The organism is Ignatzschineria cameli (assembly GCF_003121895.1).
Classification (GTDB): Bacteria; Pseudomonadota; Gammaproteobacteria; order Cardiobacteriales; family Wohlfahrtiimonadaceae; genus Ignatzschineria; species Ignatzschineria cameli.
In genome coordinates, this window is the sequence record NZ_QEWW01000002.1 from 375,965 (window position 1) to 400,255 (window position 24,291).

Below are 24,291 nucleotides of genomic sequence, written 5' to 3' on the forward strand. Positions count from 1 at the left end.
GATCCCGAAATGCTCTTTTAAACAAGAGGGGTTATAAGAGAGGATCTACTCTCTATTGAGCGCTCCTTTTAATTGAGAGGAGTTCGCTCTAGATTGCTCAATATTGAGCCTGGTTGTGGTACAATTTTTTCTCTTTAACGAATAGATTAGGTGTGATTTGAAGAATATGTCTAAACGCATTTCACGGGGTGTTCGCTTCGATCCTTGGCTACTAGTAACCTCTTCGCTCTTTCTTTTGATCGGGCTTTTAATGGTGACTACAGCATCAGGGTATGTTGCTGAGTATTATGGTCTCTCCCCTTACCACTATGGAATTAGACAGGGGCTCTACATTGCGATAGGGCTCACATTTGGAATCCTTGCTTTTAAGATTAAGCTGAATGTTTGGTATAAATTGACACCAGTTTTGATGCTCTTCTCCTTTGTAACGCTCATTTTGGTATTGATTCCCGGTATTGGTAGGGAAGTTAATGGTGCTTTGCGCTGGATTCCTATCTCCTTTTTTAACTTTCAGCCTGCGGAGGTTGCAAAGTTTGCGGCACTGACCTATATCGCCTCCTATTTGCATCGGCAGAAGGATCGGATAGGATCAAAAATTTCAGCCTTAATTATCCCCCTCTTTGTGATGGCCGTATTAGGGGTGCTTCTCCTTTTAGAGCCTGACTTTGGTTCGACGGCGATTATCTTTGTTGTTGGCTTAGGGCTCCTCTTTATCGCCGGGGTTTGCCTCTGGCGCTTTGCCATTGTTTTAGCGCCAACATTAATTGTGATGGCGGTTATTCTCTATACTTCACCTTATCGTCGTGCTCGACTCTCCGGGTTTTTGCGACCTTGGGAAGATGCTTATAACCAAGGCTATCAGCTTGTTAACTCTCTTATTGCCATTGGTCGAGGTAAGTTGTCGGGTGTTGGGATTGGGGAGAGTATGTCGAAGCTGGGTTATCTACCTGAGGCACATACGGACTTTATCTTTGCGATCTATGCCGAAGAGTTTGGTTTTTTTGGCGTGATCTTTCTGGTCTTGATCTATATGATCTTCCTCTATAGAACCTTCAATATTGGGCGAAGAGCAGAGCAGCTTAATCTCAATTTTGCGGCATATATCTCTTATGGTATTGGATTGTGGTTAGGCACACAAGCGTTGATTCATATGTGTGTTGCATCTGGACTTCTACCTACGAAGGGATTGACACTGCCACTGATGAGTTATGGTGGCTCGAGTATTATCACTATGATGGTTGGACTCGGTTTGCTTTTTAGGGTGGATCGAGTCGTTCAACTCAAAGAGCTACAAAACTATCAAGATGAGCAAGAAGCAGCTGCTCAGCGGGAGATTGAAGAGAGCAAGATAAGGGTGGCGATGAAATGAGTATGACGCGTGGAACAATTGTTATTATGGCCGGCGGAACCGGTGGTCATATCTTTCCAGGTATTGCAGTAGCAGAGGCATTACAGGAGAAAGGTTATAAGATTGAGTGGCTAGGCGCTAATGGTTTAGAGCTAAAGCTTGTGCCACAGCATGGTTTTCCTTTGCATTCCCTAGCAATTGCTGGGATTCGTGGTAATGGATTGAAAGGGTGGTTAACACTACCTTGGCGCTTAACGAAAGCAGTCTTGGATGCTCGTCGCTTCTTTAAACGAGTAGCGCCGCTGTGTGTTGTTGGGTTTGGTGGGTTTGCGGCCGGCCCAGGAGGATTAGCGGCTAAATCCTTAGGGATACCGATTATTATTCATGAGCAAAATGCTGTTCCGGGATTAGTCAATCGGGTATTAGCGCGATTAAGTCGTGTTAATCTAGCGGCCTTTAATGCACAATTGCCAAAGGCAAAAGTGGTTGGAAACCCTGTTAGAGAGGGATTGCTATCGCTGATACCCTATCAAGACCGATATCGTGCGCGTTCGGGAAAGCCTCTACAGATTTTAGTTGTTGGGGGCTCTCAAGGGGCACGTATCTTAAATGAGGTTCTATCTGCGTTTGCAAAGACGGAGATGGCAGAGACATATCAAATTTGGCATCAAACGGGAAAAGCCTTCTATCAAGCGCATAAGGATGACCCCTGCTTTCAGGGAGCGCATTATCGTTTGACCCCTTTTATAGATGATATGGTAGAGGCTTATGGCTGGGCAGATCTTATTATCTGTCGAGCTGGCGCGTTAACGGTATCTGAGGTATTAGTTGCCAATGTAGCAAGCTGCTTTATCCCTTTTGCAAGAGCCGTTGATGATCATCAGACAAAGAATGCAGAAGCGTTGGCAGATATTGGTGCCGCATATCTCTACCAAGAGCGCGACTTTAATCTTGCCACACTTCAAGAGATGTTAACTCACTTTACAAGAGAGAAAGCCATAGAAATGGCGAGTAAAACAGAAATTTTAGCGAAACCTGAAGCGACAACTGAGATTGTTTCAGTCATTGAAAAGGTCATAAAATCATGAATCAAAAAAGTTATATTTGTCCCTCCGAAATGCGCCGTATTGAGAGAATTCACTTTGTAGGTATAGGTGGTTCGGGTATGTGTGGTATTGCTGAGGTGCTCCTCAATTTGGGATATGAGGTGACAGGATCCGATATTGCCGCTTCTCCTGTGGTTGATCGCTTAATTGATCTTGGTGCTCTAGTTTGGATTGGGCATCAAAAAGAGCATGTGATTGGCGCTGATGTGGTAGTGATCTCTACTGCTGTAAAAGAGGATAATCCTGAAGTTATTAGTGCAAAAGCTGAACGCATACCTATCATTCAAAGAGCGCAGATGTTAGGTGAATTGATGCGTTTTCGTTTTGGAATTGCTGTTGCCGGAACACATGGAAAGACTACAACGACAAGTCTTTTAGCCTCTATTTTAGATGAAGCAGGGCTTGATCCTACCTATGTTATTGGTGGGCGTTTAAATAGCTCAAATGTCAACGCACGTTTAGGGTTAGGGCAATATCTTGTTGCTGAAGCGGATGAATCGGATGCTTCATTTCTTCATCTCCATCCGATGTCGGCAATTATCACCAATATCGATCAAGATCATATGAGTACCTATGGTGGCGATATTGAGAATTTGCGTCAAACCTTTGTTGATTTTCTCCATCTTCTCCCCTTCTACGGTTTAGCCGTTCTCTGTATCGATAATGAAGAGGTCGCAAGCCTTATTCCCCGTATTCACCGCCCGATCATTACTTATGGAGAGAGTGAGGGAGCGGATTATCAGCTTCTCAACTATGAGTCGCGAGGAATGCAGACCCGCTTTGAGGTGAAGATGCCTCATGGTGTGAGTGAATTTACTGTGGCGCTTCCTGGAAAATATAGTGTTCTCAATAGTCTTGCCGCTATCGCTATCGCTAATGATTTGGGAGTTCCACATCCTGCAATTCGCAGGGCATTACGTCGCTTTAAGGGGATTGGTCGTCGTTTTCAGTTCCATCCATCTGTCCCACTGCAAAGTGGAGGAAGCGTTGAGGTGATGGAAGATTATGGTCATCATCCCACTGAGATTCAGGCGGTATATGAAGCTTTAACAACCGCTTATCCTGAGAAACGCATTATTGTTGCTTTTCAACCCCATCGAAATTCGAGAACAGCTGAACTCTATGAGGAGTTTCTTGCCGTTTTATCAGAGATCGATACTGTATTGATTACTGATATCTACTCAGTTAGAGAGCCAGAAATTCCTGGCATCTCGGGTAAGAAATTAGCAGAAGATGTTGCAAAGAGAGGGGGTAAAAACACACTCTATGTGGGATCGATTGAGGAGATCCGAACCGTTTATGCCAAAATTGCCCAAGATGGTGATCTGATTGTCATGATGGGAGCGGGCAATATCGGTGGTATCGCCGCTAATTTTTATAAAGGGGGAGCATTATAATGGTTTCAGCATTAAATCGATTTGAAGATCCGACCGTTTTTGGAAAAGTTGCTGTCGTTTATGGGGGAAGCTCATCAGAGCGAGAGGTCTCTCTCTGGTCGGGAGAAGCTGTATTAAGAGCACTTCAATCGCAAGGCATCGATGCGCATGGGATTGATACTGCAGAAGTTGCGCTTCTCTCTCATCTTGTTGCTGAATCCTTTGATCGCGTCTTTATTGTATTGCATGGTCGAGGGGGTGAAGATGGTGTTTTGCAAGGTGCTTTGGAATATCTCGATCTTCCTTATACCGGTAGTGGTGTTTTGGCATCAAGTGTCGGCATGGATAAGTTGAAGAGTAAACAGATCTGGCAAGCATTAGGGCTTCCTGTCTTAGAATCTTATCTTCTTAACTCTGAAGCGGATGTTGAGCGTTTAGCGCCTCTCTTAAGATATCCAGTAGCGGTAAAGCCCGCTGAAGAGGGTTCGAGTATCGGTGTAAGTCGTGTTGAAAGAGCGGAAGATTTAATGGCGGCATGGAAGGCAGCTGGAGGTTATAACTCACCAATATTTGCAGAAAACTGGATTATTGGTAATGGAGAGTATACCTGCGCAATCTTAAATGGAACCGCTCTTCCGATTATCCGCATGGAGACAGACCTCGCCTTTTACGATTATGAAGCAAAATATCTACGGGAAGATACGCGTTACTTCTGCCCATCAGGTTTGAGTCAAGCCGATGAGATGCGCTTTAGAAAATTGTGCGAAGAGGCCTTTAATGCCTTAGGGGCGAAAGGGTGGGGGCGCGTCGATTTTGTATTAGACAGTGATAATAATCCGTGGTTATTAGAGATCAATACTGTGCCGGGGATGACAAATCACTCTCTTGTTCCACTTGCGGCAAGTCGAGCAGGAATCTCATTTGAGCGCCTCTGTTGGTTGATTTTAGAAGGCACTTTGTGATCTTCATTAGGAATATTTCAGAACCATGACATTGATGTATAATAGGCTATAGTTAATCTTGAGTAGATCATATATTTTGTTGCAATCGAATTATCGTACCTCTCGACCAAAGCGTCGTCAGCGATCAGGTGTCGTCCAGAAAAAGCCCTTTGATTGGCGACGATTTGGAAGATTTATCTATCGCTTATTACGCTATCTTCTTCTGATCGCACTGCTTGTTGCGATCTTTGTAGGTCCCTATTGGGGTTGGCAATATTTAAAGGAGAATAATCTCTTTTTTAAGATAGAGACGGTTTCTGTCTATGGTGAGATAACGCATCTTCCTGAAGAGCGAGTCAATGAGTTGGTCAAAGATGCGATTGGACAAAATCTAATCGGCTTAGATATGAAGGATTATCAAGATGAGATCTTATCTGAGAGTTGGATTAAGAGTGTCTCATTGAAGCGCAATTGGTTCCATGAGTTAGAAGTACATATTGAAGAGCAGATGCCGGTGGCTATCTGGAATGGAGTTGAGATGATCGATACTTCAGGCGAGCGCTTTACTCCCTCTTTCTACCCAGAAGGGGAGTGGGTTTTTCTTGCCGGCCCTGATGATCGAGCGTTAGATGTCTTAAATCGCTATCATCAGACAATCGATCGCTTAGAGGGAACAGGTTTTCAGCTAAGTCACTTAACATTAGATGAGAGTGATTCCTGGACATTGATATTAGATGATCAATTACTGCTTATTATGGGATCAGAAGAGTTTGAACAACGTTTAGAGCGATTTTTGCGACAATTCTCAGATCGAGAAGTTCTTGATAGAATTCAACATATTGATTTTAGATATAAAAATGGATTCTCGGTGAAGTGGAAAGAGAGTTCAGACAGTATAAAGAATAAATTATAAGGTGCAGAAAGATGACGGATACCTCAGTTTCATCAGTAGGAGTTTGCATAGATATAGGAACGAATAGAGTTGTTGGAATGATGGCAGAGATTCGGGAGGATGGCGCTATTGAGATTATTAGAATTATCTCTAAGCCTTCTCGTGGCATTAAGCAGGGAAGTATTGCGAATCTCGCCCCTATTGCCAATATTGTTCGGGATATTATTGCGGAATTTGAGCGTGAAGAGAATGTGAAGGTTCTTTCTGTCTCAACCTCTATTACGGGTACACATATTCGTAGCCGACAAAATAATGGTGTTGTGACAATTTCTGGTGACCGCTTTACCGAGAAGGATAATGATCGGGTCTTACAAGAGGCGGGGAAGATAAAGCTCGATGCCGGAGAGAGTGTCCTTCATGTATTACCACAAAAATATGTAATCGATGGCGGGAGTCCTGTTGAAAATGCAATTGGGCTATCGGGCGTTAAGTTTACATTAGATGCACACTTAGTTACCGCTTCAACAAATGCTATTAATGATATTACGAACTGCATTACGGAGAGTAATGTAGAGATTGATAATATTATCTATGAAGGGGTTGCCTCTGCGATTAGTGTTCTTACTGAAGATGAGATGCAAAGAGGGGTCACCTTAATCAATATTGGGGCGGGAGTGACCGATGTTGTTGTCTATAAAGGTGGTGCGATTGTTTACCATTCGCCGATTCCATTAGGTGGCAATGATGTGACAACAGATATTGCAAAAATTAAGCGTTATTCTACTCAAGTTGCCGAGAGTATAAAGCTAGAACATGGTAGCTGTCTTGGATATAGTAGTTACGATGATAGTTTTAAATTGCCAGTTATTACAAATCAGACAGAAAATAGAACAATGTCTCGTCGGGAACTCTCCTCTATTATTGAGGCGCGCTATCGGGAGATCTTTGAAATTATCCGTATGAATCTCGAAGATGCCAATGTTTATCTGCCTCATGATGCCGGTGTAGTCTTGACAGGTGGTGGGAGTATGATTCCAGGATGTGCTGATTTAGCGCAAGAGATTATGGAAAAACCATGCCGTATTGGTATCCCACTTAATGTCATATATGATAAGTCGGAAGGATTGACGCCGGAGCATGCAACCGTTGTAGGGCTTCTCGCGTCTCATAAGTATGACAATATCTGGCAAAAAGAGTTACAAAAAACAATGCCAAGTGGCAACTTTTTTAGTAACATATATAAGAAAATCACTGGAATGTGTCGAAACTACTTCTAGTGTTGTTAAGAATACGAATAAAATGAGGATTTATAATGTCCATATTTGAGTTGCAGCAAGATATTAACGAACATGGCCCTGTTATTAAAGTAATAGGTGTGGGTGGCGCTGGTGGTAATGCGATTACTCATATGGTTGATTCCGGATTGACGGGAGTAACGTTTATTGCCGCAAATACGGATGCTCAAGATCTAAGAGAAGCGAAAGCAGATATTCGCATTCAATTAGGTGAAGCATTAACTCGAGGTTTAGGTGCCGGGGCAAATCCAGAGATTGGACGTCAAGCTGCTGAAGAGACCAAAGATCATATCAAGGCAGAGCTCAATGGTGCCGATATGGTCTTTATTGCTGCAGGAATGGGGGGTGGCACAGGAACTGGTGCTGCGCCAATCGTTGCTGAAATTGCGAAAGAATTGGGTATCTTAACGGTTGCGGTTGTTTCAAGACCTTTCTCTATGGAGGGAAAGAAGCGTGATCAAGCAGCAAATCAAGGCCTAAAGCAGTTAGCTCAGCAAGTTGACTCATTAATTACCATTCCTAATGATCGCTTAATGAGTGTATTAGGAAAAGGGGTCAGCCTCTATGATGCTTTTAGTGCAGCGAATAATGTCCTCTTTAATGCAGTTCAAGGAATTACAGATAGCATTATTAAACCAGGAATGATCAATCTAGACTTCAATGACGTTAAAACAGTGATGAAGCAACAAGGATTGGCAATGATGGGGGTTGGGCTCTCATCAGGTGATAATGCAGCAAGAGAAGCGATTCAACAAGCGATCTCATCGCCACTTTTAGAGGAGGTGAGTTTAAAGGGAGCTAAAGGGTTGCTTGTTAATATTTCAGGAGGCCCTAAATTAAGTATTGGTGATCTCCATGAGATTGGTGCAATTATTAGTGATTATGCCAATGAAGAGACAACCGTTGTATTTGGTGCCGTAATTGATGAAGAGATGGGAGATGATATTCGTGTAACGCTTGTTGCGACAGGGTTAGGAGAGTATCAGGCGCCGATCGAACGAGGTAGTATTGCAGATCAATTATTAGGTAGAACTGTGAAGCCTGCGGCTGTAGCATCGCCGGTCGAACCAGTGGTAAGAGAGCAACCAAAAGCTTCACCATCCTCACAATCTTCAGGATATTTAGATATCCCTGCGTTTTTAAGAAAAAATTCTTAGTCGATCTTTAGTGGCTCTTAACTAATTCTTTTAACTAGTTGCCCAGATTACTTTAAATATTACTTTGGATAGTTTTAAACGGGTTTAAGTAGTTATAAGTAGTTTTAAGCAATATTAAAGAGGGTTGAGCTATTTAATAAGATAGATTAATGAATGAATTGATGGATAGAGGGATACTCTAAGTAAATAATATGCTAAAACAGAGAACAATAAAGAGTTTAGTTCAAACAACAGGTATTGGCCTCCACTCTGGGAAGAAGGTCTATTTAACACTGCGTCCGGCAGGAATAGATCAAGGAATTATCTTTCGACGGACTGATGTCGACTCCCCAGATATTAAGATACAGGCAGATTCTGTTGTGAGTACGCAACTTGCCACAAAGATTGCTTCACCTTTAGCGCCCGATGTGACAATCTCAACAATTGAGCATTTGATGTCTGCGCTTTGTGGTTTGGGCATCGATAATATTATTATTGAGGTGAGTGCGCCAGAAATTCCTATTATGGATGGGAGTTCAGCGCCTTTCGTCTATCTCATTCAATCAGCCGGCATTCAGGAGCAAAATGCGGCGAAAAAGTTTATTAAAATCAAAAAGCCGGTAGTTTATAAGCATGAAGATAAGTTAGCAAAATTGCTTCCTTATGATGGATTTCGACTCGATTTTACAATTAAGTTTGATCATGCTGTCTTAGATAAGACGAATCCACAGCATCGCTGTGAATTCTCAAGTCAATACTATATTGATGAGATTGCTCGAGCGAGAACATTTGGTTTTATGAAAGATCTAGAATTGATGCGAGAGTTAAATTTAGCGCTCGGTGGCAGTATGGATAATGCGATTGTTGTAGATGATTATCGCATTCTCAATAGTGACGGTTTACGTTATGAAGATGAGTTTGTTCGCCATAAAGTTTTAGATGCGGTAGGTGATCTCTATGTATTAGGGCATCCTATTATTGGAGAGTTTGTGGGCTATAAAGCGGGACACATGATGAACAATATGTTGATCCGTGAATTAGTTAAAGACCCTTCTGCATATGAGTTTGTGGTCTATGAAGAGGCAGAGACATCACCTGTAACATTTAAGGTGCCGGCCTGGAATTAAATTTAGTAAAAAATGGGCAATTAAATGGGTCATTTTTTAAAATGGCTCTTTTAATTTCTCTAAAAGTAGCGTATAGTTTGTGGTTTACGATTTTATATTGAATAACGTGTCTCTATATAATATAAAAAAGTTTTGGATTATAGTTGAATATAGGATATAAATTTTTATGGTTACAATTCGTCTAGCTCGTGGAGGCTCTAAGAAGCGTCCTTTCTACCAAATCGTTGTTGCGGATCAAAGAAATTCTGTAACTGGTAAATACATTGAGCGTCTTGGCTTTTTTAATCCCATCGCTAAAGGTGGAGAGAAACGTTTAGAACTTGCCCAAGATCGCGTAGATTACTGGGTAGGAGTGGGAGCACAACCCTCTGAGCGTGTTGCATCTTTAATCAGAGAAGCTAAAAGAGCTGCTGCTAAAGAAGCTTAATAGCTTATAAAGTAGAGTTTTAGAGCCATCTTACAATTTCAGTAAGGTGGCTTTTTTGTGTCAAATAAGGAGAGATCATGAGTGATGAAAAGATCATTGTTGGGAAAATCAATGGTTTTCATGGTGTAAAGGGCTTTATTAAAGTCTTTTCTGAAACAAGGCCGCGCGAGGGGATTTTAGAGTATTCTCGTTTCTTTATGAAGCGAGGGGCTGAGTGGGTGGCATTAACAGTTGATGGTCGCCAGAAGCATAATAAGCACGTTCTCTTGAAGTTTGAAGGATATGATTCTCGTGATGCTGTAGAGCCTCTTTTAGGGCAGGAACTCTATATTTCACGTGAGGACATGCCTGAATTAGAAGATGGAGTCTATTGGCTCGATCTTTACGGCTTAAAGGTGATTAATCATGAAGAGGTAGAGCTTGGTGAGATTGTGGATATCTTTGAGACCGGCGCTAATGATGTCATCACTGTTAAGGGTCCTAAAGGGGAGATTATGATTCCATTTTCAATGGAATATATCGTTATGGAGATCAATCTTGAAGAGGGTTATGTTCAGGTTGATTGGGATGAAGAGTAGTAGCGATGAATAAGGATGGGAAGTAGGGATGAAAAATCAACTAATCATCGATGTAATCGCTCTAATTCCGGAGCTAATAGCGCCTATTATTGAAGATGGCGTTGTGAGTCGTGCGCATGATAATGAGCTCTTTGAGCTGCGCTTTTGGAATCCCCGAGATTACTCTACAGATAACCATCATACGGTGGATGCTCGCCCTTATGGCGGGGGGCCTGGTATGGTGATGATGTATGAACCTTTAAAGAAGGCGTTTGATGCGATCGAGAACTTTAGAGGAAGTCGCGGTTTACGTCTCTATATGTCACCTCAAGGGGATCTTCTACAGCAGCAGCGTGTCAGAGAGTTGAGTGAAGAGAAGCATCTCGTCATTCTTTGTGGAAGATATGAAGGGGTTGATCAACGTATTATCGATACAGAGATTGATGGAGAGATCTCCGTGGGTGATTATGTTCTTTCTGGTGGCGAGTTGGCCGCAGCGATCTTAATCGATGCTATTGTACGTATCCTTCCTGATGCAATCTCAAATGAAGACTCCCATCTCAATGATTCCTTTAGTGTAGAGGATCATCTCGATCATCCGCACTACACTCGTCCACGAGAGATTAATGGATTAAAGGTACCGGAGGTGCTCTTTTCTGGTGATCATGCAAAAATTGCACAATGGCGAGAAGCAGAGGCAAAAGCAAGGACGGAAGCGCGGCGGGCGCGTCAAGGAAGATAGATTCTGTAGAGGTATGAGTGAGTCAATTTGTTCAACTCAACTTTCAGCTCAATTTTTAAACTCTATCTTCTAAGTCCTCTAAATCTTCTATATTACTGTCTATTTTTGTCACTTTAGACTGCTGTTGAGTACTGATCTATTGCCGATCAAAATGGTTGGTGCATTAAAAAGGGAAGCTTATTGAATGAAGCTTCCCTTATTTTATCTATCTGACAGCAACTTATTGTTATTATCGAGATATTGAACTATTGAACTATTGAACTATTGAACTATTGAATCAGTGATCTATTGGATTATTTATCACAATAGCGCTTGAGTAATATAAGTTGCGATAATCCCTATTACTCTTTTAGATAGAGTAGTAGAGTTTATACTCCATTGGGTTGGGAGTTTCTGCTACTTGATTAATCTCTTTCTGCTTAAGAGCGATATAGGAATCGATAATGCTATTGCTAAAGACGCCCCCTTTGAGGAGGAACTCACGATCTTGGTCGAGCGCTTCTAATGCTTCATCAAGATTGCGACAAACTTTAGGGATATTATTCAGTAGCTCACTTGAGAGATCATATAGATTTTCATCAGCCGCCGGTCCTGGATGAATCTTGTTCTCGATACCATCTAAACCTGCCATTAAGAGCGCTGAGAAAGCAAGGTAGGGGTTAGCCGTAGCATCAGGGAAGCGAACTTCAATGCGGCGTGCTTTTTCATTTGCGACATAAGGAATTCGGATCGATGCAGTTCTATTTTTAGCTGAATAGGCTAAAAGTACGGGCGCCTCAAAGTGTGGTACAAGACGCTTATAACTATTGGTGGATGCATTAGTAAATGCATTGAGTGCTCGAGCATGCTTAATAATTCCGCCAATAAAGTAGAGCGCTTCTAAGGAGAGATTGCTATATTCCTCGCCACAAAAGATATTATCACTCTCTTTAAAGAGGGAGATATGAACATGCATTCCAGAACCACTTTCACCATGATAGGGTTTTGGTAGAAAGGTTGCACTTTTGCCATGAATATCTGCTGTTGTCTTTGTGACATATTTTAGACGCTGAACTTCATCTGCTTTCTTTAAAAGTGTATTGTAGCGAACGCCAATTTCACATTGCCCAGCAGAGGCGACTTCACGGTGATGGATTTCGATTTCAAGCCCCATCTTTTCTGCGTTTAAGACAATCTCATTTCGAAGGTTATGAAGTTTATCGACAGGTTGTAACGGAGAGTAGCCCCCCTGTTTTTCTGCATAATGGCCTGAATAGGAGTCTTCATTATTTGATGACCAGTAAGAGGTATCAGATTGTAGCTGGTAGCTCATATGATCAGGGGCGATGTTGTAACGGACGCTATCGAAGATAAAAAACTCATTCTCAGGTCCAAAGAATGCCTTATCTGCCACATTGAGCGCTAAAAGATACTCTTCTGCACGGCGAGCAAGTGCTCTGGGATCTCTTTCGTAAAAATCCATAGTATCAGGCTCTAAAACATCGCAGATGAGAACAAGGGTAGGATGTTGGGCGAGATGATCTACAAAGGCAGTTTCAGGGCGGGGAAGCAGAATCATATCTGAGCATTCTGTCTTTTTCCATCCTTTAAAACTTGAGCCATCAAAAAATTTACCCTGAGTGAAGAGATCTTGATTCGCTTGTCGTGCTGGAATAGTAAAATGATGTTCTTGTCCGATCATATCGGTTAAACGAAGATCGATGAATAAAATTCCATTTTCTTCTATAAACTCTAAAATGGAACGAATACTATCAGCCGGCATGCTCACTCCTTAAATTTCCATATTGTGTAAATCGGTATTCTACACTAATTTTTAGGAAAAATGCTCAATTAAGTGGTCGTGGCAATAAAGAAAATCATTCTAAAAGAGATTGGAAAGTGTTTACTCATTTAGCGAATCCCTTTCGCTTTTAGAGAGAGTTCCGTAGAATGCTTTACAATGTAGTCACTTTTAGCGAAAGAGAGATTAAATAATAGAATGAAAATAACTACTTGGAATGTAAACTCTGTTAATGTCCGTTTAGCGCACTTAGAGCAATTCTTAAAAGAGGAGTCGCCGACCGTCATTGGGCTGCAAGAGCTAAAATCCATTTCAGAAAAGTTTCCAATAGAGGCTTGTGAGGCATTAGGTTATCACGCAGCGATTAATGGTCAGCCTACCTATAATGGTGTCGCCCTTCTCTCGCGTCTGCCGATGAGCGATATTCTCTTTGATATTCCTGGATTTGAGGATAGTGAGAAACGGGTTATTACTGCAACGGTGGGCGGGATTAGAGTGATTAATGCCTATATTCCAAACGGGCAGAGCCCCGATTCTGATAAATATCATTATAAATTGAATTGGCTACAGCACTTTAAAGCCTTTATTGAAGCACAATTAAAGCGCTATCCTGAGCTGGTTGTGATCGGAGATTTTAATATTGCCCCCACAGATGATGATGTTCATGATCCTAAGAGCTGGAAGGGCAAGGTTCTCTGTACCGATGCAGAGCGAGAAGCCTTCTTTCAACTGCTCGATTTAGGATTGATCGATGGGTTAAGGATGGAGGCTCAGCCAGCGGGACTCTTTACCTGGTGGGATTATCGCCAGAATGGATTTGAGAAAAACAGTGGTATTCGGATTGATCATCTATTATTATCAACAATAGTGAGTCGACGATTTGTGACCTCTAAAGTGCATTTAGAGTATCGAGCGATGGAACGCCCTTCAGATCATGCGCCCGTCTCTATAAGATTAAAGAAAGATTAAAGATGCCGGATGAGTAAAAGTATCTGACAAAACGCCGTAATTGATAAGAGATCGCCTAACATTAGTAGAGCGTTATTGATAGGAAGTTATAGCTAGTAAATTGTAGATAGCGAACTATCGTTAATAGCGAAGTGTTAATAAGCGTTAGTTAATAGGACGATATTAATAGAAAGATACTAATAGAAAGATACTAATAGACAGATATCAATAAAAGGGTATCAATAAAAGGGTATCAATAAAAGGATATCAAAAGATCTGTAGTAGAAGATCAGGTTACGATTGTTGGATATGCACTTTTTAAGAAGGGGAATGGGGTGCTCACAGGAGCCCTCTATATTAAATTAGATAAGGAGAGAATTATGTTTGGTGGTAGTATTGTCGCGATAGTCACCCCGATGTTTCCAGATGGACGTATTGATTATGATTCATTTGAGAAGTTGGTTGAATTTCATATTGAAAATAAGACAGACGCAATCGTTGCTGTAGGGACAACGGGTGAGTCTGCGACAATTAACTTCGATGAGCATCGTGAAGTTGTTAAGCGCGTGGTTAGCTATGTGCGTGGGAGGGTTCCTGTGATTGCAGGGACAGGCGGCAATTCTACAGAAGAGGCAATTCGTTTAACGCATTGGGCTGCAGAAGATGGCGCCGATGCTTGTCTATTGGTTGCCCCTTACTATAATAAACCACCACAAGAAGGTCTCTACCAACACTTTAAGTTGATTGCAGAAACGGTAGATATCCCACAAATTCTCTATAATGTACCGGGTCGAACGGCTTCCGATATTTTACCAGATACGGTAGAACGCTTAGCAAATCTTAAAAATATTGTTGCTATTAAAGAGGCGAGTACTTTTGAGCGAGTAGAGCAATTAGTTCGTCGCGTTGGGGACAAGATCGATATTTTAACTGGGGAAGATGGTATTGCCGCAAAATGTGTCTTAGCGGGCGCAAAAGGGGTGATCTCCGTAACAGCGAATATTGCCCCATTGATGATGCATGAGATGATGGAAGCTGCTTTAGCCGGTGATGAGAAACGTGCTTATGAGATTAATGAGAAGATCAAAGAGTTACATCACGTCCTCTTTTTAGAAGCTAATCCGATACCTGTCAAATGGGCACTTCAACAGATGAATCGTATCCATGCAGGAATTCGTCTCCCATTAGTTCCTCTTGATAAGCAATATCATTTAACAGTACGTGAAGCGATGAAGAGTGCAGGACTTCTCTAATTAATTGTATGATTAGGGTTTTATGAATAGAATTAAGTAGAAGAGAAAAGGGGCAGCACACTTTTTTTTCGGTTATAATTCAAGGAATAGGTATTGGCGATCGTTTATAATTACGATACGATGGCAAGAATTTTATTCAGTAAAGGTTAGTTCATGTACACAAAAAAAATAGTGTTCGCAGTAGTGCTATCAGGCTTGGTTATCAGCGGATGTTCTACGCAAAATGTGCAGTCAAGGGATAATTTGCGATATTTGAAGTCATCGCAAGTGAACCCTTTAGAGTATCCTCCTAGTTTAGTAAAGCAGACAGAAACCAATGTTGAAGCTGCAACGACCCTCAAGGATTATCGTAATTATCAGAAGCAAGCGGCTTCAAAAGTATTACCGGCTGCTGGTGAAAGCATTACATTTATTGAGTCAGAAGGTGGTCGCCGTTGGATCAATACAGGACATACACCTGATTTTGTCTGGCAGCAGGTTCATCAGCTCTTAAGACAGTTAGGATTAGAGATTGACTCTCAAAGTCCTGAAGCGGGTCTTATTGAGACTAAATGGGCAGAGAATCAAGCGGATGTTCCAGAAGGATTTATTCGTGGCTTAATTAAGCGTGTTGCAAGTAATCTTTTAGGCTCTTCCTCAAGAGATAAATTTAAGATTCGTTTAGAGCGTGATGGAGATCGCACATTGATCTTTGTGACACACTATGCGATGAAAGATGAAGCAACAGGAAATGATGATCAATTCCATCGATGGGTAGATGCTCCTAAAGATCCTGAACTGGAGGCGGAGTTTATTGCACGCCTTGCGGCAAGATTAGGAGGTGATGGCAGTAGTGCCATGGGAAAGCAGGGTCTTCCCGTCACTGATCGGGAAGGGACACGGCTCATTATTAAAAATCGCTCACAAGACGCCGTATGGGAGCAAATTACGGATATTTTAGATGATGGGGTCAAATATAATGTATTAGAGAAATATGCGGATATTAATACATTACGTGTTGGACGAACTGTTAAAAAACGCCGCTTTTGGTTCTTCAGTAAAAATGATCCAGAAGGGGAAGTTTATTACATAAGAGTCAACCCTATTGGTGAAGATAAAACACAAATTGATGTTCTGCCGGTACTCACTCTTAATCATCTAGAAGAGATGATGGAGAAAGTGCAAACAGGATTGAGATAAGAGAAAAGCAGTTTGTTTTTTTGTTAATTGAGTCGTTAACTTGGTCACAAAAGTGAAGATGGCTTACTTATTATGAACACCATAATCTGATAAGATAAAAAGCGCCTGGTTATATTTAACCAGGCGTTTCTTCTATTTGAGAGAAATGAGCGAGGGAGAGAGTTTATGAGTCGACGTATTGCTAAATTAGCGCCTCACGTCATCAATCAGATTGCCGCAGGTGAAGTTGTTGAGAGACCCGCTTCCATTGTGAAAGAGTTGGTAGAAAATAGTATTGATGCCGGCGCAACTGAGATTACGATCGATATTAAAAGTGGTGGAATCGATCATATTATTGTGCAAGACAATGGTCATGGGATTGCCAAAGATGATCTTAACTTAGCATTATCGAGCCACTCGACCAGTAAAATTCGCTCTCCGGAAGATTTAGTAGAAGTTTCAACATTAGGATTTAGAGGGGAAGCTCTCCCAAGTATTGCTGCTGTCTCCCGCCTTACCTTAATTTCGCGTGAGCGTGGTGCTGAGTATGCCTATCGTGTCGATGGTAAAGGGGATGATTTAGGAGAGGAGCCGATGCCCGCTTCACTGCTTGAAGGAACGAGGATTGAGGTTAAAGATCTCTTTTTCAATGTGCCAGCAAGGCGGAAGTTTCTTCGAACGGAGCGCACCGAGTATAGCCATATTGAGACCTTAGTAAAGCGATTGGCACTGATTCGTTATGATATCGCTTTTACTCTCATTCATAATGGTCGCGAGCAGTTTTCTTTACCTCGTGCGGAAAGCTTAGAGGAGAAGCAGAATCGAATCGCATCTGTTTTTAATGAGGAGTTTTTAGCCGAAAGCTTTCATTTTAGCCATACGAAGAAGATTCCCCTTGATGATTACGATACGATCCGAACTTTAACAATAGAAGGGTGGCTTGCAAAACCGACCTTTTTTCGTAATAACAACGATTGGCAATATGTCTATGTTAATGGACGAATGGTTAAAGATCGACTGGTTGCCCATGCAATTCGTCAAGCTTATCGAGATGTCATGTATAGCGATAAGCATCCTGTATTTGTAATCTATTTAACACTTGATGCCGCCGCAGTGGATGTGAATGCGCATCCTCAAAAGCATGAGGTCAGATTCCGTGAATCGCGAATGGTTCATAACTTTCTCTTTAGTACCCTCAATCATGTTATCTCTCAGCCTGAGGTGCTAGAAGGGCATGAAAGTCTTCCTGTTGTCGCTTCACTAGAGGATCAAAGTAGCGAGTTGCCATCGATTGCAAATAGTCATCAAAAGGGTTTTACTTTTGGAGCCCCTCCCGGAAAGAGTTATAAACCGGTTAATCTTTATGAGGCGATCGGCGCATCGACAGAGAGTCTTTCTCCTTTAGGGAGCGTTGCCGGAGAGAACTCTTCTGCCCTTGGAACTGTTCCTGAAGAAGGTTTAAATAGGCAATCGGGAAGTTTTAATTTAGAGCGGCTAACATCGAAAAAGGATCCTCAAACGGAAGAGCTTAACCCCGATGAAGCCCCTTTAGGTTACGCTTTAGGGCAGTTACATGAAGCCTATATTTTGGCAGAGAATCGGCAAGGATTGGTTCTCGTTGATATGCATGCGGCTCATGAAAGAATTATCTATGAACGATTTAAAAATGCGGTGGCAACAGAAGAGGGAATTGTTCGTCAGGCACTTTTAATACCGAAGCCAATCGATGTCTCAAGTCGAGAAATAGCGCTAGTTGAAGAGTTTCAGAGTGAGCTTCACTCATTAGGATTGGTAATTGAGGTCTTAAGTCACGAGAGTATTGTGGTGCGAGAGGTGCCGGCAAGTCTGATTCGAGCCGATATAGAGAAGTTAGTGATAGAAGTTCTTCACGATTTTGATCAATATGGATCGAGTCAAAAGATTACAGAGCATCTCAATGAGATTCTCTCAACGATGGCCTGCCATAGTGCAATTCGGCACCATCGACGTTTAACATTGCCGGAGATGAATGCGTTGTTGCGCGATATGGAACGTACGGAGCGAGCAGGACAATGTAATCATGGTCGGCCAACTTGGCGGACACTTGCCTTAACTGATCTCGATAAACTCTTTTTTAGAGGAGAGTAAAGGAGCAGTAGAGAAGAGATCATGAACGGTAAAGAATAGATGGCAGTGAAGATAAGGAGAGAAATATGGGAGAGAAGGAGAAGAGGATGGAACATTTAGCAGTTATTTTTGGTAATCCTGTGGCGCAGTCGAAGTCGCCCGAGATGCAGATGCAGTTTGCGAAAAATGCTGATATTAAATTACGCTATTTAAAGGTATTGACGACACTTCCGCAGTTTGAAGAAAGTTTAAGGGAGTGGATTGAGAAGGGGATTGTGGGAGCTAATATTACGGTTCCTTTTAAAGAGGTTGTGATGCCTTATTGTGATCGCTTAACGGTTGAAGCGGAAGAGGCAAAAGCAGTTAATACTATTCGGATAGAGGCGGATGGTTCGATCACCGGGCATAATACTGATGGAATTGGACTTCTTAGGGATATTACAGAGATAAAAGGGATTGATCTTACCGGCAAGCGTGTTTTGATCTTAGGCGCAGGGGGCGCAGTGAGGGGGATTTTAGCCCCGCTCTTAGCCCATCAGCCCGCTTCTGTGGTCATCACTAATCGCACCTTTTCTAAAGCGCAATTATTAGCAAAAGAGTTTTGTCACTTAGGGGAGATTGAAGCAGTTGAAAGGGAAGATTTAGCAGAGAGCTTCGATCTTATTATTAATGGCACAAGTGCATCATTACAAAATGAGTTTCCCCCACTTCCTGCCGGCACTATCACAGAGGGGAGTATCGGTTATGATCTTGTCTATGGTGATCAGCCAACTATCTTTATGAACTACCTTCTCTCTGAAGGGGGGCGCGCTGCTTATGATGGTCTAGGAATGTTAATTGAGCAGGGAGTCTATGCATTTGAGTTCTGGTTTGAGAAGAAGCCGGCAATCGATGGTGTAATGACGATTTTTGGACGTAATGCTTAATCTGTTCTTTCGGTTGAGGAGTAGACCGAGAATAGACCGGGAATAGATCGAATAGCAGATCGAGGCGAGAGCCCGAAACAATAGATCGAAACAGTAGATTGATGAAGCGTGGGCTGGAAGATCGTGAATCAGTCGATAGGATCAATAGATCGACCTTTTATCAGACAGAGAAAGTGAGATTTTGGTATCATTTCAGAATCATTATTTTAGGATAGAGAGATATGTCGGAAGAAAAAACCCATTTTGGTTATCAAACCGTAGATCGTGATGAGAAAGAGGCTAAGGTGGCGGAGGTTTTCCACTCAGTTGCTAGCCGTTACGATGTGATGAATGATGTGATGAGCTTTGGTATTCACCGCTTATGGAAAAATACTGCACTCTCGATGTCAGGTGCTCGTAAGGGGCAGAAAGTACTCGATCTTGCTGGTGGAACAGGTGATTTAACAAAACGTTTAAGTAAGCGTGTTGGCTCTGAGGGATTAGTTGTTCTCTCTGATATCAATGAGTCGATGTTAGAAGAGGGGCGCAAGCGTCTAATTAATGAGGGCATTGTGGGTAATGTTCAATTTAAGCAGATCAATGCTGAAGAGATCCCTTTTGATGATGCAACTTTTGATCTGGTAACGATCGGTTTTGGTCTCCGTAATGTTACAGATAAGATGAAGGCATTAAAAGAGATGCGTCGAGTTTTAAAGCCGGGTGGGCGCCTCTTAGTTTTAGAATTCTCTAAGCCTGTGGTTCCTGGATTAGCAACAGTTTATGATTTCTACTCATTCCAAATTATCCCAAGAATGGGACAATTGATTGCTAGCGATGGTGATAGCTATCGTTACCTATCGGAGTCGATTCGTATGCATCCGCCTCAAGAAGAGTTGCGCGATATGATGTTAGAAGCAGGCTTTGATGAGGTTGATTACAAAAACTTAACGGGCGGAATCGTTGCAATTCATCGCGGATTTGTCTATTAAAAAGGTCAAATAGAGAAGGTTAATAGCGCTTGATCGATGATTTAATCGGGATCTGCTTATAGCTAATCTTCTCTATTTTTCTGTTATCACAAAATTTGTTGAAAGTTTGTCGCGTCATGTTACCTGATACTTTTATAAATTTATAAAATAAGGATGCTTTGATGATTGCTCGTAGTTTACGAATGGTTCAGATTTGGTGGATCTTTTTACGTTTTGGTCTCTATGATCTAGCCTTTATGATGCCAGGGTTGCGCCATTTACGTTTTTTAAAGCCGCTACTCTCTCTCTTTAATGCTCATAAGGGAACCGCAATCCCCGTTCGTATCCGCTTAGCATTAGAGCAATTAGGGCCAACCTTTATTAAGTTAGGGCAGGCGCTTTCAACGCGATATGATCTTCTCGATCGAGAGATTGTTGTTGAGCTTGTAAAGCTGCAAGATCAGGTTCGCCCCTTTCCTACCGATACCTTAATTAATATTATTGAACGCTCTTTTGATAAGCCTTTAATGGAGATCTTTAAAGAGTTTGATAAAGAGCCGATGGCGGCAGCCTCTATTGCGCAGGTTCATGGTGCCGTATTACATAATGGGCAAGAGGTTGTTGTTAAGGTTGTTCGCCCCGATATTCAGAAGGTCATTAAGCGAGATATCGCAATCATGGAGGTGTTAGCCTTTATGATCGAGCGTTACTATCCCGATGGTAAACGCTTGCGTCCGGTGGAGATTGTCGAAGAGCATGCAAAGACGATCCTCAATGAACTCGATTTAACGATAGAAGCTGCAAATGGCGCGCAATTGAGAGAGAATTTCCGTAATTCAAAGGTTCTCTATGTGCCGGAGATCTATCTCGATTATGTGCGTAAAAATGTCTTAGTGATGGAGCGTATTTCCGGCGTTCCTGTTGGCGATATTGCAAAGTTAAAAGAGCTCGGGGTCAATATCCCACTCCTTGCGCAGCGTAGTGTGGATATCTTCTTCACACAGGTGTTTGAACATAGTTTTTTCCATGCGGACATGCATCCGGGGAATATCTTTGTAGATGTTACAAATCCTAATGATCCTACCTATATTGCCCTCGACTTTGGCATTATAGGCACGCTCAATGAAGAGGATCAGCACTACTTAGCAAGTAACTTTTTAGCCTTCTTTAATCGAGATTATCTTAAAGTTGCTGAGCTTCATGTGGAATCAGGTTGGGTTCCTCCCGATACTTCTGTGGGGGATTTTGAGGCGGTTATCCGCTCTCTTTGTGAACCGATCTTTAATAAACCTCTAAAAGATATCTCTTTTGGTGCCTTTCTTCTCTCGCTCTTTCAAACGGCGCGTCGATTTAAGATGGAGATGCAGCCACAATTGATGCTACTGCAGAAGACATTGTTTGCAATTGAGGGTTTAGGTCGTGAGCTCTATCCTGAGCTTGATCTTTGGGCAACGGCAAAACCTTATCTCGTGGAGTTTGTGAAGAAGAAACGTGGTCCTAAAGCGATCATCTCTCGTTATAGACGCGATATGCCAATCTGGATAGAGCAATTCCCTGATCTAATGCAAAATGGTCAGTTAACATTACAGCAAGCAGCAAAAGGGAAGTTAAAGGTTAATCTTGCAGAGAGTGAATGGAATCGTTTAGCTAAATTGGAACATGAATCGACAGTTCGCCGAATTTATGGCGGTCTAGGTGCGGTCTCTCTTTTAACTCTTCTTTTACGATTTGAAGAGAGTTCACTCTGGTTTATTTGCTTATTAGGGGGCGCGTCATTACTTTTTCTCTACTTAGCGCTGAAGAGAAAATCTCACTGATGTCAATGTCTTTATTTAAATCTTATAAGCCTCCTCGTTCATTGCTAAGCAAGTTTATTGAGCAGGCTCATTAGATAAATTAATTGTAATATAAACAGGGAGATAGCAGATAAGTAGATGGAAAATCGCTCTGTTATTGTAATATTATTAGGATATAATCGAAATCTATATAATAATATTTATTTACGATATAATGGGAATGCCGGCACCACTTAAGCAACGTGGTTTTATGGGGTGATCTTATTACAATTTTTACAACCTCTGGTTGAAATTTAAGGTTGGATCATCATTTACCAATAAGCAAGAAGCAATAAGCTATTAGTAAGTAAGGCTACGAAAGGTGTCGGGAAAATTATTTATAAGGAGAGAAGTCAATGAAAAAATTAGCACTTGCGGCAATCTTAGCAGTATCAACGATGGGCGTTTCTATGGCAGATGTCGATAGCGAAAAAGTGATCGATTATCGTCAAGCAGCATTTAAAGTTGCGGGTTGGAATATGGGCATTCTCGGCGGAATGTTAAAAGGTGAGATTGAGTATAATCCAGAAGAAGCAGTTGCAGCAGCTAAACGCATCAATGAGATGGCAAAAGCAGTTGGTGCGACATTTGTTGATGGAACTTATGAAGGTTCACATGCAAGCCCTAAAATTGTGGAAGAGCGTGCAGATTTTGATAAGAAGTTAGCAGCATTTATTCAAGAGAGTGATGTGATGGTGGAAGCCGCTGGTGAGAAGAAGACATTGGCAGCGCAGATGGGTAAATTAGGTGGTACCTGTAAATCATGTCATGATGACTATAAGTTAGACTAATTTAGCTAGATATATTGGATTAGCCAACATTTTATGCTGGATTAATTGGTTAATTATTATTAAGTTTAATCACTATTAAGAAAATATAGTCTATATGGTCTATACGGTCTATGTAGTCTAAGGACTCTTAGTATGAAGAGAAGGTCTCAATCTCCTTGTTGTTTTGTAAGAAGCGTTTGAGGGGTAAATCGAGATAGCCTTTTCCCTAAATTGTGATATAAGTTAAGAGCGGTTGAGTCATTATCAACCGCTTCTTTTATGTCTACCCACTTTATAGGAGATAAATAAAGTGATGAAAAAATTTAAGCTAGCAACTCTTTTATCCTTAGGGTTCTTAATTGGTAGTCATACAGTTAATGCCCAGGAGGTTCGAGTCTATAACTGGACAGACTATATCGATCCTGAATTGATTACGGAATTTACTGATAAGACAGGGATTAAGGTAGTTTATGATACCTTTGATAGTAATGAGGTTCTCTTAGCCAAAACCTTAACCGGTAACTCTGGTTATGACATCGTTGTTCCTTCTGATTACACCTTAATCTATATGGTGCAAGCAGATGCGGTACAGAAGATTGATCGCGATAAATTAAAAAATATTGATAATATTTGGCCCTTCGTTGAAGAGCGTTTAAGTGAGCTTCCCGGCGCTACAGAGTACTCTGTTCCCTATATGTGGGGAACAACGGGGATCGCCTACAATGTTAATAAAGTTAAAGAATTGGTTCCTGATGCACCTTTAGATTCGATGGAGCTCCTTTTCAATCCAGAGTATGCATCAAAATTAGCAAGTTGTGGTATCTATGTTGTCGACTCACCGAGTGAATTTTATCCTATGGTGATGCGTTACTTAGGATTGCCGGCAGAGAGCACCGATGATGCCGATCTTGCAAAAGCAAATGAAGTATTACAAGCAATTCGCCCCTATATAACGAAGTTTCACTCTTCTGAATATATTAATGCAATGGCCAATGGTGATGCCTGTTTAACACTCGGTTGGTCTGGCGATCTCTACTTAGCAAAAGCGCGAGCAGAAGAGGCCAATTCCGGTGTTGAGATTGAGTATTTTATCCCTAAAGAGGGAGGTTTACTCTGGTTTGATCAGCTTGCGATCTTAAAAGATGCAAAAAATGTTGATGAAGCCTATGCCTTTATCGATTATCTATTAGATGCAAAGGTGAATGCTCGTGCGGCAGATTATGTTGAGTATGCAACATCGAATCAGGCGGCATTTGAGTTTATTGATCAAGAGTTACTCAATGATCCAACACTCTATCCATCAGCAGAGCAATTAGAGCTCCTGAATGTAAAACAGCCTTATACCCAGCGTGAGCAGAAAAAGTTGATGCGAGATTGGTTAAGAATTAAGGCGCAACGTTAGTCGTAGAGCGTAGCAAGATCGGGACAAGTATTCTGAATGCATAATGAAAGCATGCTGAAAATGTGATGTAAATATGAGGTAAGCATTAAAAGAGTATCCTAATAGATACTCTTTTTTTGTAGGGCTTCAGAAGAGAATTTACCGATAGTTTGCTGATGGTTTACTGATAGTTTACTGATAGATTGCTGAAAGAAGGGTAGAAGAAAATTGAGATGTTTC

General features: G+C 41.7%; 21 protein-coding genes. 20 read left to right on the plus strand and 1 reads right to left on the minus strand.

Annotation, left to right across the window (positions count from 1 at the left end; all coding sequences use genetic code 11):
- The first annotated feature begins 166 nt into the window (after nt 1-166).
- The 11 genes from ftsW to trmD all read left to right on the plus strand — a co-directional run bounded on the left by ftsW (nt 167) and on the right by trmD (nt 10,947).
- Entirely contained in the window at nt 167-1,369 is a 1,203-nt protein-coding gene (ftsW, locus tag DC077_RS04700) for a putative lipid II flippase FtsW (protein ID WP_109200691.1), read from the plus strand.
- A complete protein-coding gene (gene murG / locus DC077_RS04705; protein ID WP_109200690.1) occupies nt 1,366-2,436 on the plus strand; it encodes an undecaprenyldiphospho-muramoylpentapeptide beta-N-acetylglucosaminyltransferase in 1,071 nt (356 codons plus the stop codon). The genes ftsW and murG overlap by 4 nt, the downstream gene beginning before the upstream one ends.
- On the plus strand, nt 2,433-3,851 hold the full coding sequence (gene murC, locus DC077_RS04710; protein WP_109200689.1) for a UDP-N-acetylmuramate--L-alanine ligase: 1,419 nt from the start codon (nt 2,433-2,435) through the stop codon (nt 3,849-3,851). Before murG ends, murC begins: the two co-directional genes overlap by 4 nt.
- Nucleotides 3,851-4,792 (plus strand): D-alanine--D-alanine ligase, encoded by a 942-nt coding sequence (locus DC077_RS04715; protein WP_109200688.1) that lies wholly within the window; start codon nt 3,851-3,853, stop codon nt 4,790-4,792. Before murC ends, DC077_RS04715 begins: the two co-directional genes overlap by 1 nt.
- A 76-nt stretch (nt 4,793-4,868) precedes the next feature.
- Nucleotides 4,869-5,684, plus strand: coding sequence for a cell division protein FtsQ/DivIB (locus DC077_RS04720; RefSeq protein WP_133243401.1), 816 nt, complete (start codon nt 4,869-4,871; stop codon nt 5,682-5,684).
- 11 nt (nt 5,685-5,695) lie between these two features.
- On the plus strand, nt 5,696-6,940 hold the full coding sequence (gene ftsA / locus DC077_RS04725) for a cell division protein FtsA (RefSeq protein WP_109200686.1): 1,245 nt from the start codon (nt 5,696-5,698) through the stop codon (nt 6,938-6,940).
- Nucleotides 6,941-6,981: 41 nt separating this feature from the next.
- A complete protein-coding gene (gene ftsZ / locus DC077_RS04730; protein WP_192874919.1) occupies nt 6,982-8,115 on the plus strand; it encodes a cell division protein FtsZ in 1,134 nt (377 codons plus the stop codon).
- A 191-nt stretch (nt 8,116-8,306) separates the two neighbouring features.
- Nucleotides 8,307-9,221: a UDP-3-O-acyl-N-acetylglucosamine deacetylase gene (gene lpxC / locus DC077_RS04735; RefSeq protein WP_109200684.1), complete on the plus strand. Its 915-nt coding sequence runs from the start codon at nt 8,307-8,309 to the stop codon at nt 9,219-9,221.
- 166 nt (nt 9,222-9,387) lie between these two features.
- Nucleotides 9,388-9,648, plus strand: coding sequence for a 30S ribosomal protein S16 (gene rpsP / locus DC077_RS04740; RefSeq protein WP_094566891.1), 261 nt, complete (start codon nt 9,388-9,390; stop codon nt 9,646-9,648).
- Between the two features lie 77 nt (nt 9,649-9,725).
- The gene (gene rimM / locus DC077_RS04745) at nt 9,726-10,226 is read left to right on the plus strand and encodes a ribosome maturation factor RimM (RefSeq protein ID WP_109200683.1); all 501 of its coding nucleotides are present in this window, start codon (nt 9,726-9,728) and stop codon (nt 10,224-10,226) included.
- A 28-nt stretch (nt 10,227-10,254) separates the two neighbouring features.
- Entirely contained in the window at nt 10,255-10,947 is a 693-nt protein-coding gene (trmD, locus tag DC077_RS04750; RefSeq protein WP_109200682.1) for a tRNA (guanosine(37)-N1)-methyltransferase TrmD, read from the plus strand.
- Nucleotides 10,948-11,296: 349 nt separating this feature from the next.
- On the opposite strand, the gene glnA is transcribed toward trmD, so the two are convergent.
- Nucleotides 11,297-12,709 (minus strand): type I glutamate--ammonia ligase, encoded by a 1,413-nt coding sequence (gene glnA / locus DC077_RS04755; protein ID WP_109200681.1) that lies wholly within the window; start codon nt 12,707-12,709, stop codon nt 11,297-11,299.
- Between the two features lie 216 nt (nt 12,710-12,925).
- On the opposite strand from glnA, the gene xth reads away from it, so the two are divergent.
- The 9 genes from xth (at nt 12,926) to DC077_RS04800 (ending at nt 24,072) form a co-directional block, all read left to right on the plus strand.
- Nucleotides 12,926-13,696 (plus strand): exodeoxyribonuclease III, encoded by a 771-nt coding sequence (xth, locus tag DC077_RS04760; RefSeq protein WP_109200680.1) that lies wholly within the window; start codon nt 12,926-12,928, stop codon nt 13,694-13,696.
- 359 nt (nt 13,697-14,055) lie between these two features.
- Nucleotides 14,056-14,928 (plus strand): 4-hydroxy-tetrahydrodipicolinate synthase, encoded by an 873-nt coding sequence (dapA, locus tag DC077_RS04765; RefSeq protein WP_109200962.1) that lies wholly within the window; start codon nt 14,056-14,058, stop codon nt 14,926-14,928.
- A 252-nt stretch (nt 14,929-15,180) separates the two neighbouring features.
- Nucleotides 15,181-16,107 (plus strand): outer membrane protein assembly factor BamC, encoded by a 927-nt coding sequence (gene bamC, locus DC077_RS04770; protein WP_157953489.1) that lies wholly within the window; start codon nt 15,181-15,183, stop codon nt 16,105-16,107.
- A 165-nt stretch (nt 16,108-16,272) separates the two neighbouring features.
- Nucleotides 16,273-18,213, plus strand: coding sequence for a DNA mismatch repair endonuclease MutL (mutL, locus tag DC077_RS04775; RefSeq protein ID WP_109200678.1), 1,941 nt, complete (start codon nt 16,273-16,275; stop codon nt 18,211-18,213).
- Between the two features lie 86 nt (nt 18,214-18,299).
- On the plus strand, nt 18,300-19,118 hold the full coding sequence (aroE, locus tag DC077_RS04780; RefSeq protein ID WP_109200961.1) for a shikimate dehydrogenase: 819 nt from the start codon (nt 18,300-18,302) through the stop codon (nt 19,116-19,118).
- A gap of 221 nt (nt 19,119-19,339) precedes the next feature.
- The gene (gene ubiE, locus DC077_RS04785; protein ID WP_109200677.1) at nt 19,340-20,086 is read left to right on the plus strand and encodes a bifunctional demethylmenaquinone methyltransferase/2-methoxy-6-polyprenyl-1,4-benzoquinol methylase UbiE; all 747 of its coding nucleotides are present in this window, start codon (nt 19,340-19,342) and stop codon (nt 20,084-20,086) included.
- Nucleotides 20,087-20,247: 161 nt separating this feature from the next.
- On the plus strand, nt 20,248-21,882 hold the full coding sequence (ubiB, locus tag DC077_RS04790) for a ubiquinone biosynthesis regulatory protein kinase UbiB (protein ID WP_109200676.1): 1,635 nt from the start codon (nt 20,248-20,250) through the stop codon (nt 21,880-21,882).
- A 374-nt stretch (nt 21,883-22,256) separates the two neighbouring features.
- Nucleotides 22,257-22,691, plus strand: a complete 435-nt coding sequence (locus tag DC077_RS04795) for a c-type cytochrome (RefSeq protein WP_109200675.1) — start codon at nt 22,257-22,259, stop codon at nt 22,689-22,691.
- A gap of 292 nt (nt 22,692-22,983) precedes the next feature.
- Nucleotides 22,984-24,072 (plus strand): polyamine ABC transporter substrate-binding protein, encoded by a 1,089-nt coding sequence (locus tag DC077_RS04800; RefSeq protein WP_109200674.1) that lies wholly within the window; start codon nt 22,984-22,986, stop codon nt 24,070-24,072.
- Nucleotides 24,073-24,291 lie beyond the last annotated feature (219 nt).

Excerpts from the sequence above, each read along its gene's own strand:
- ftsW (WP_109200691.1), top strand. The coding sequence starts at position 167 with ATGTCTAAACGCATTTCACGGGGTGTTCGCTTCGATCCTTGGCTACTA.
- murG (WP_109200690.1), top strand. The coding sequence starts at position 1,366 with ATGAGTATGACGCGTGGAACAATTGTTATTATGGCCGGCGGAACCGGT.
- murC (WP_109200689.1), top strand. The coding sequence starts at position 2,433 with ATGAATCAAAAAAGTTATATTTGTCCCTCCGAAATGCGCCGTATTGAG.
- DC077_RS04715 (WP_109200688.1), top strand. The coding sequence starts at position 3,851 with ATGGTTTCAGCATTAAATCGATTTGAAGATCCGACCGTTTTTGGAAAA.
- ftsA (WP_109200686.1), top strand. The coding sequence starts at position 5,696 with ATGACGGATACCTCAGTTTCATCAGTAGGAGTTTGCATAGATATAGGA.
- lpxC (WP_109200684.1), top strand. The coding sequence starts at position 8,307 with ATGCTAAAACAGAGAACAATAAAGAGTTTAGTTCAAACAACAGGTATT.
- rpsP (WP_094566891.1), top strand. The coding sequence starts at position 9,388 with ATGGTTACAATTCGTCTAGCTCGTGGAGGCTCTAAGAAGCGTCCTTTC.
- rimM (WP_109200683.1), top strand. The coding sequence starts at position 9,726 with ATGAGTGATGAAAAGATCATTGTTGGGAAAATCAATGGTTTTCATGGT.
- trmD (WP_109200682.1), top strand. The coding sequence starts at position 10,255 with ATGAAAAATCAACTAATCATCGATGTAATCGCTCTAATTCCGGAGCTA.
- glnA (WP_109200681.1), bottom strand. The coding sequence starts at position 12,709 with ATGCCGGCTGATAGTATTCGTTCCATTTTAGAGTTTATAGAAGAAAAT.
- xth (WP_109200680.1), top strand. The coding sequence starts at position 12,926 with ATGAAAATAACTACTTGGAATGTAAACTCTGTTAATGTCCGTTTAGCG.
- dapA (WP_109200962.1), top strand. The coding sequence starts at position 14,056 with ATGTTTGGTGGTAGTATTGTCGCGATAGTCACCCCGATGTTTCCAGAT.
- mutL (WP_109200678.1), top strand. The coding sequence starts at position 16,273 with ATGAGTCGACGTATTGCTAAATTAGCGCCTCACGTCATCAATCAGATT.
- aroE (WP_109200961.1), top strand. The coding sequence starts at position 18,300 with ATGGAACATTTAGCAGTTATTTTTGGTAATCCTGTGGCGCAGTCGAAG.
- ubiE (WP_109200677.1), top strand. The coding sequence starts at position 19,340 with ATGTCGGAAGAAAAAACCCATTTTGGTTATCAAACCGTAGATCGTGAT.
- ubiB (WP_109200676.1), top strand. The coding sequence starts at position 20,248 with ATGATTGCTCGTAGTTTACGAATGGTTCAGATTTGGTGGATCTTTTTA.
- DC077_RS04795 (WP_109200675.1), top strand. The coding sequence starts at position 22,257 with ATGAAAAAATTAGCACTTGCGGCAATCTTAGCAGTATCAACGATGGGC.
- DC077_RS04800 (WP_109200674.1), top strand. The coding sequence starts at position 22,984 with ATGAAAAAATTTAAGCTAGCAACTCTTTTATCCTTAGGGTTCTTAATT.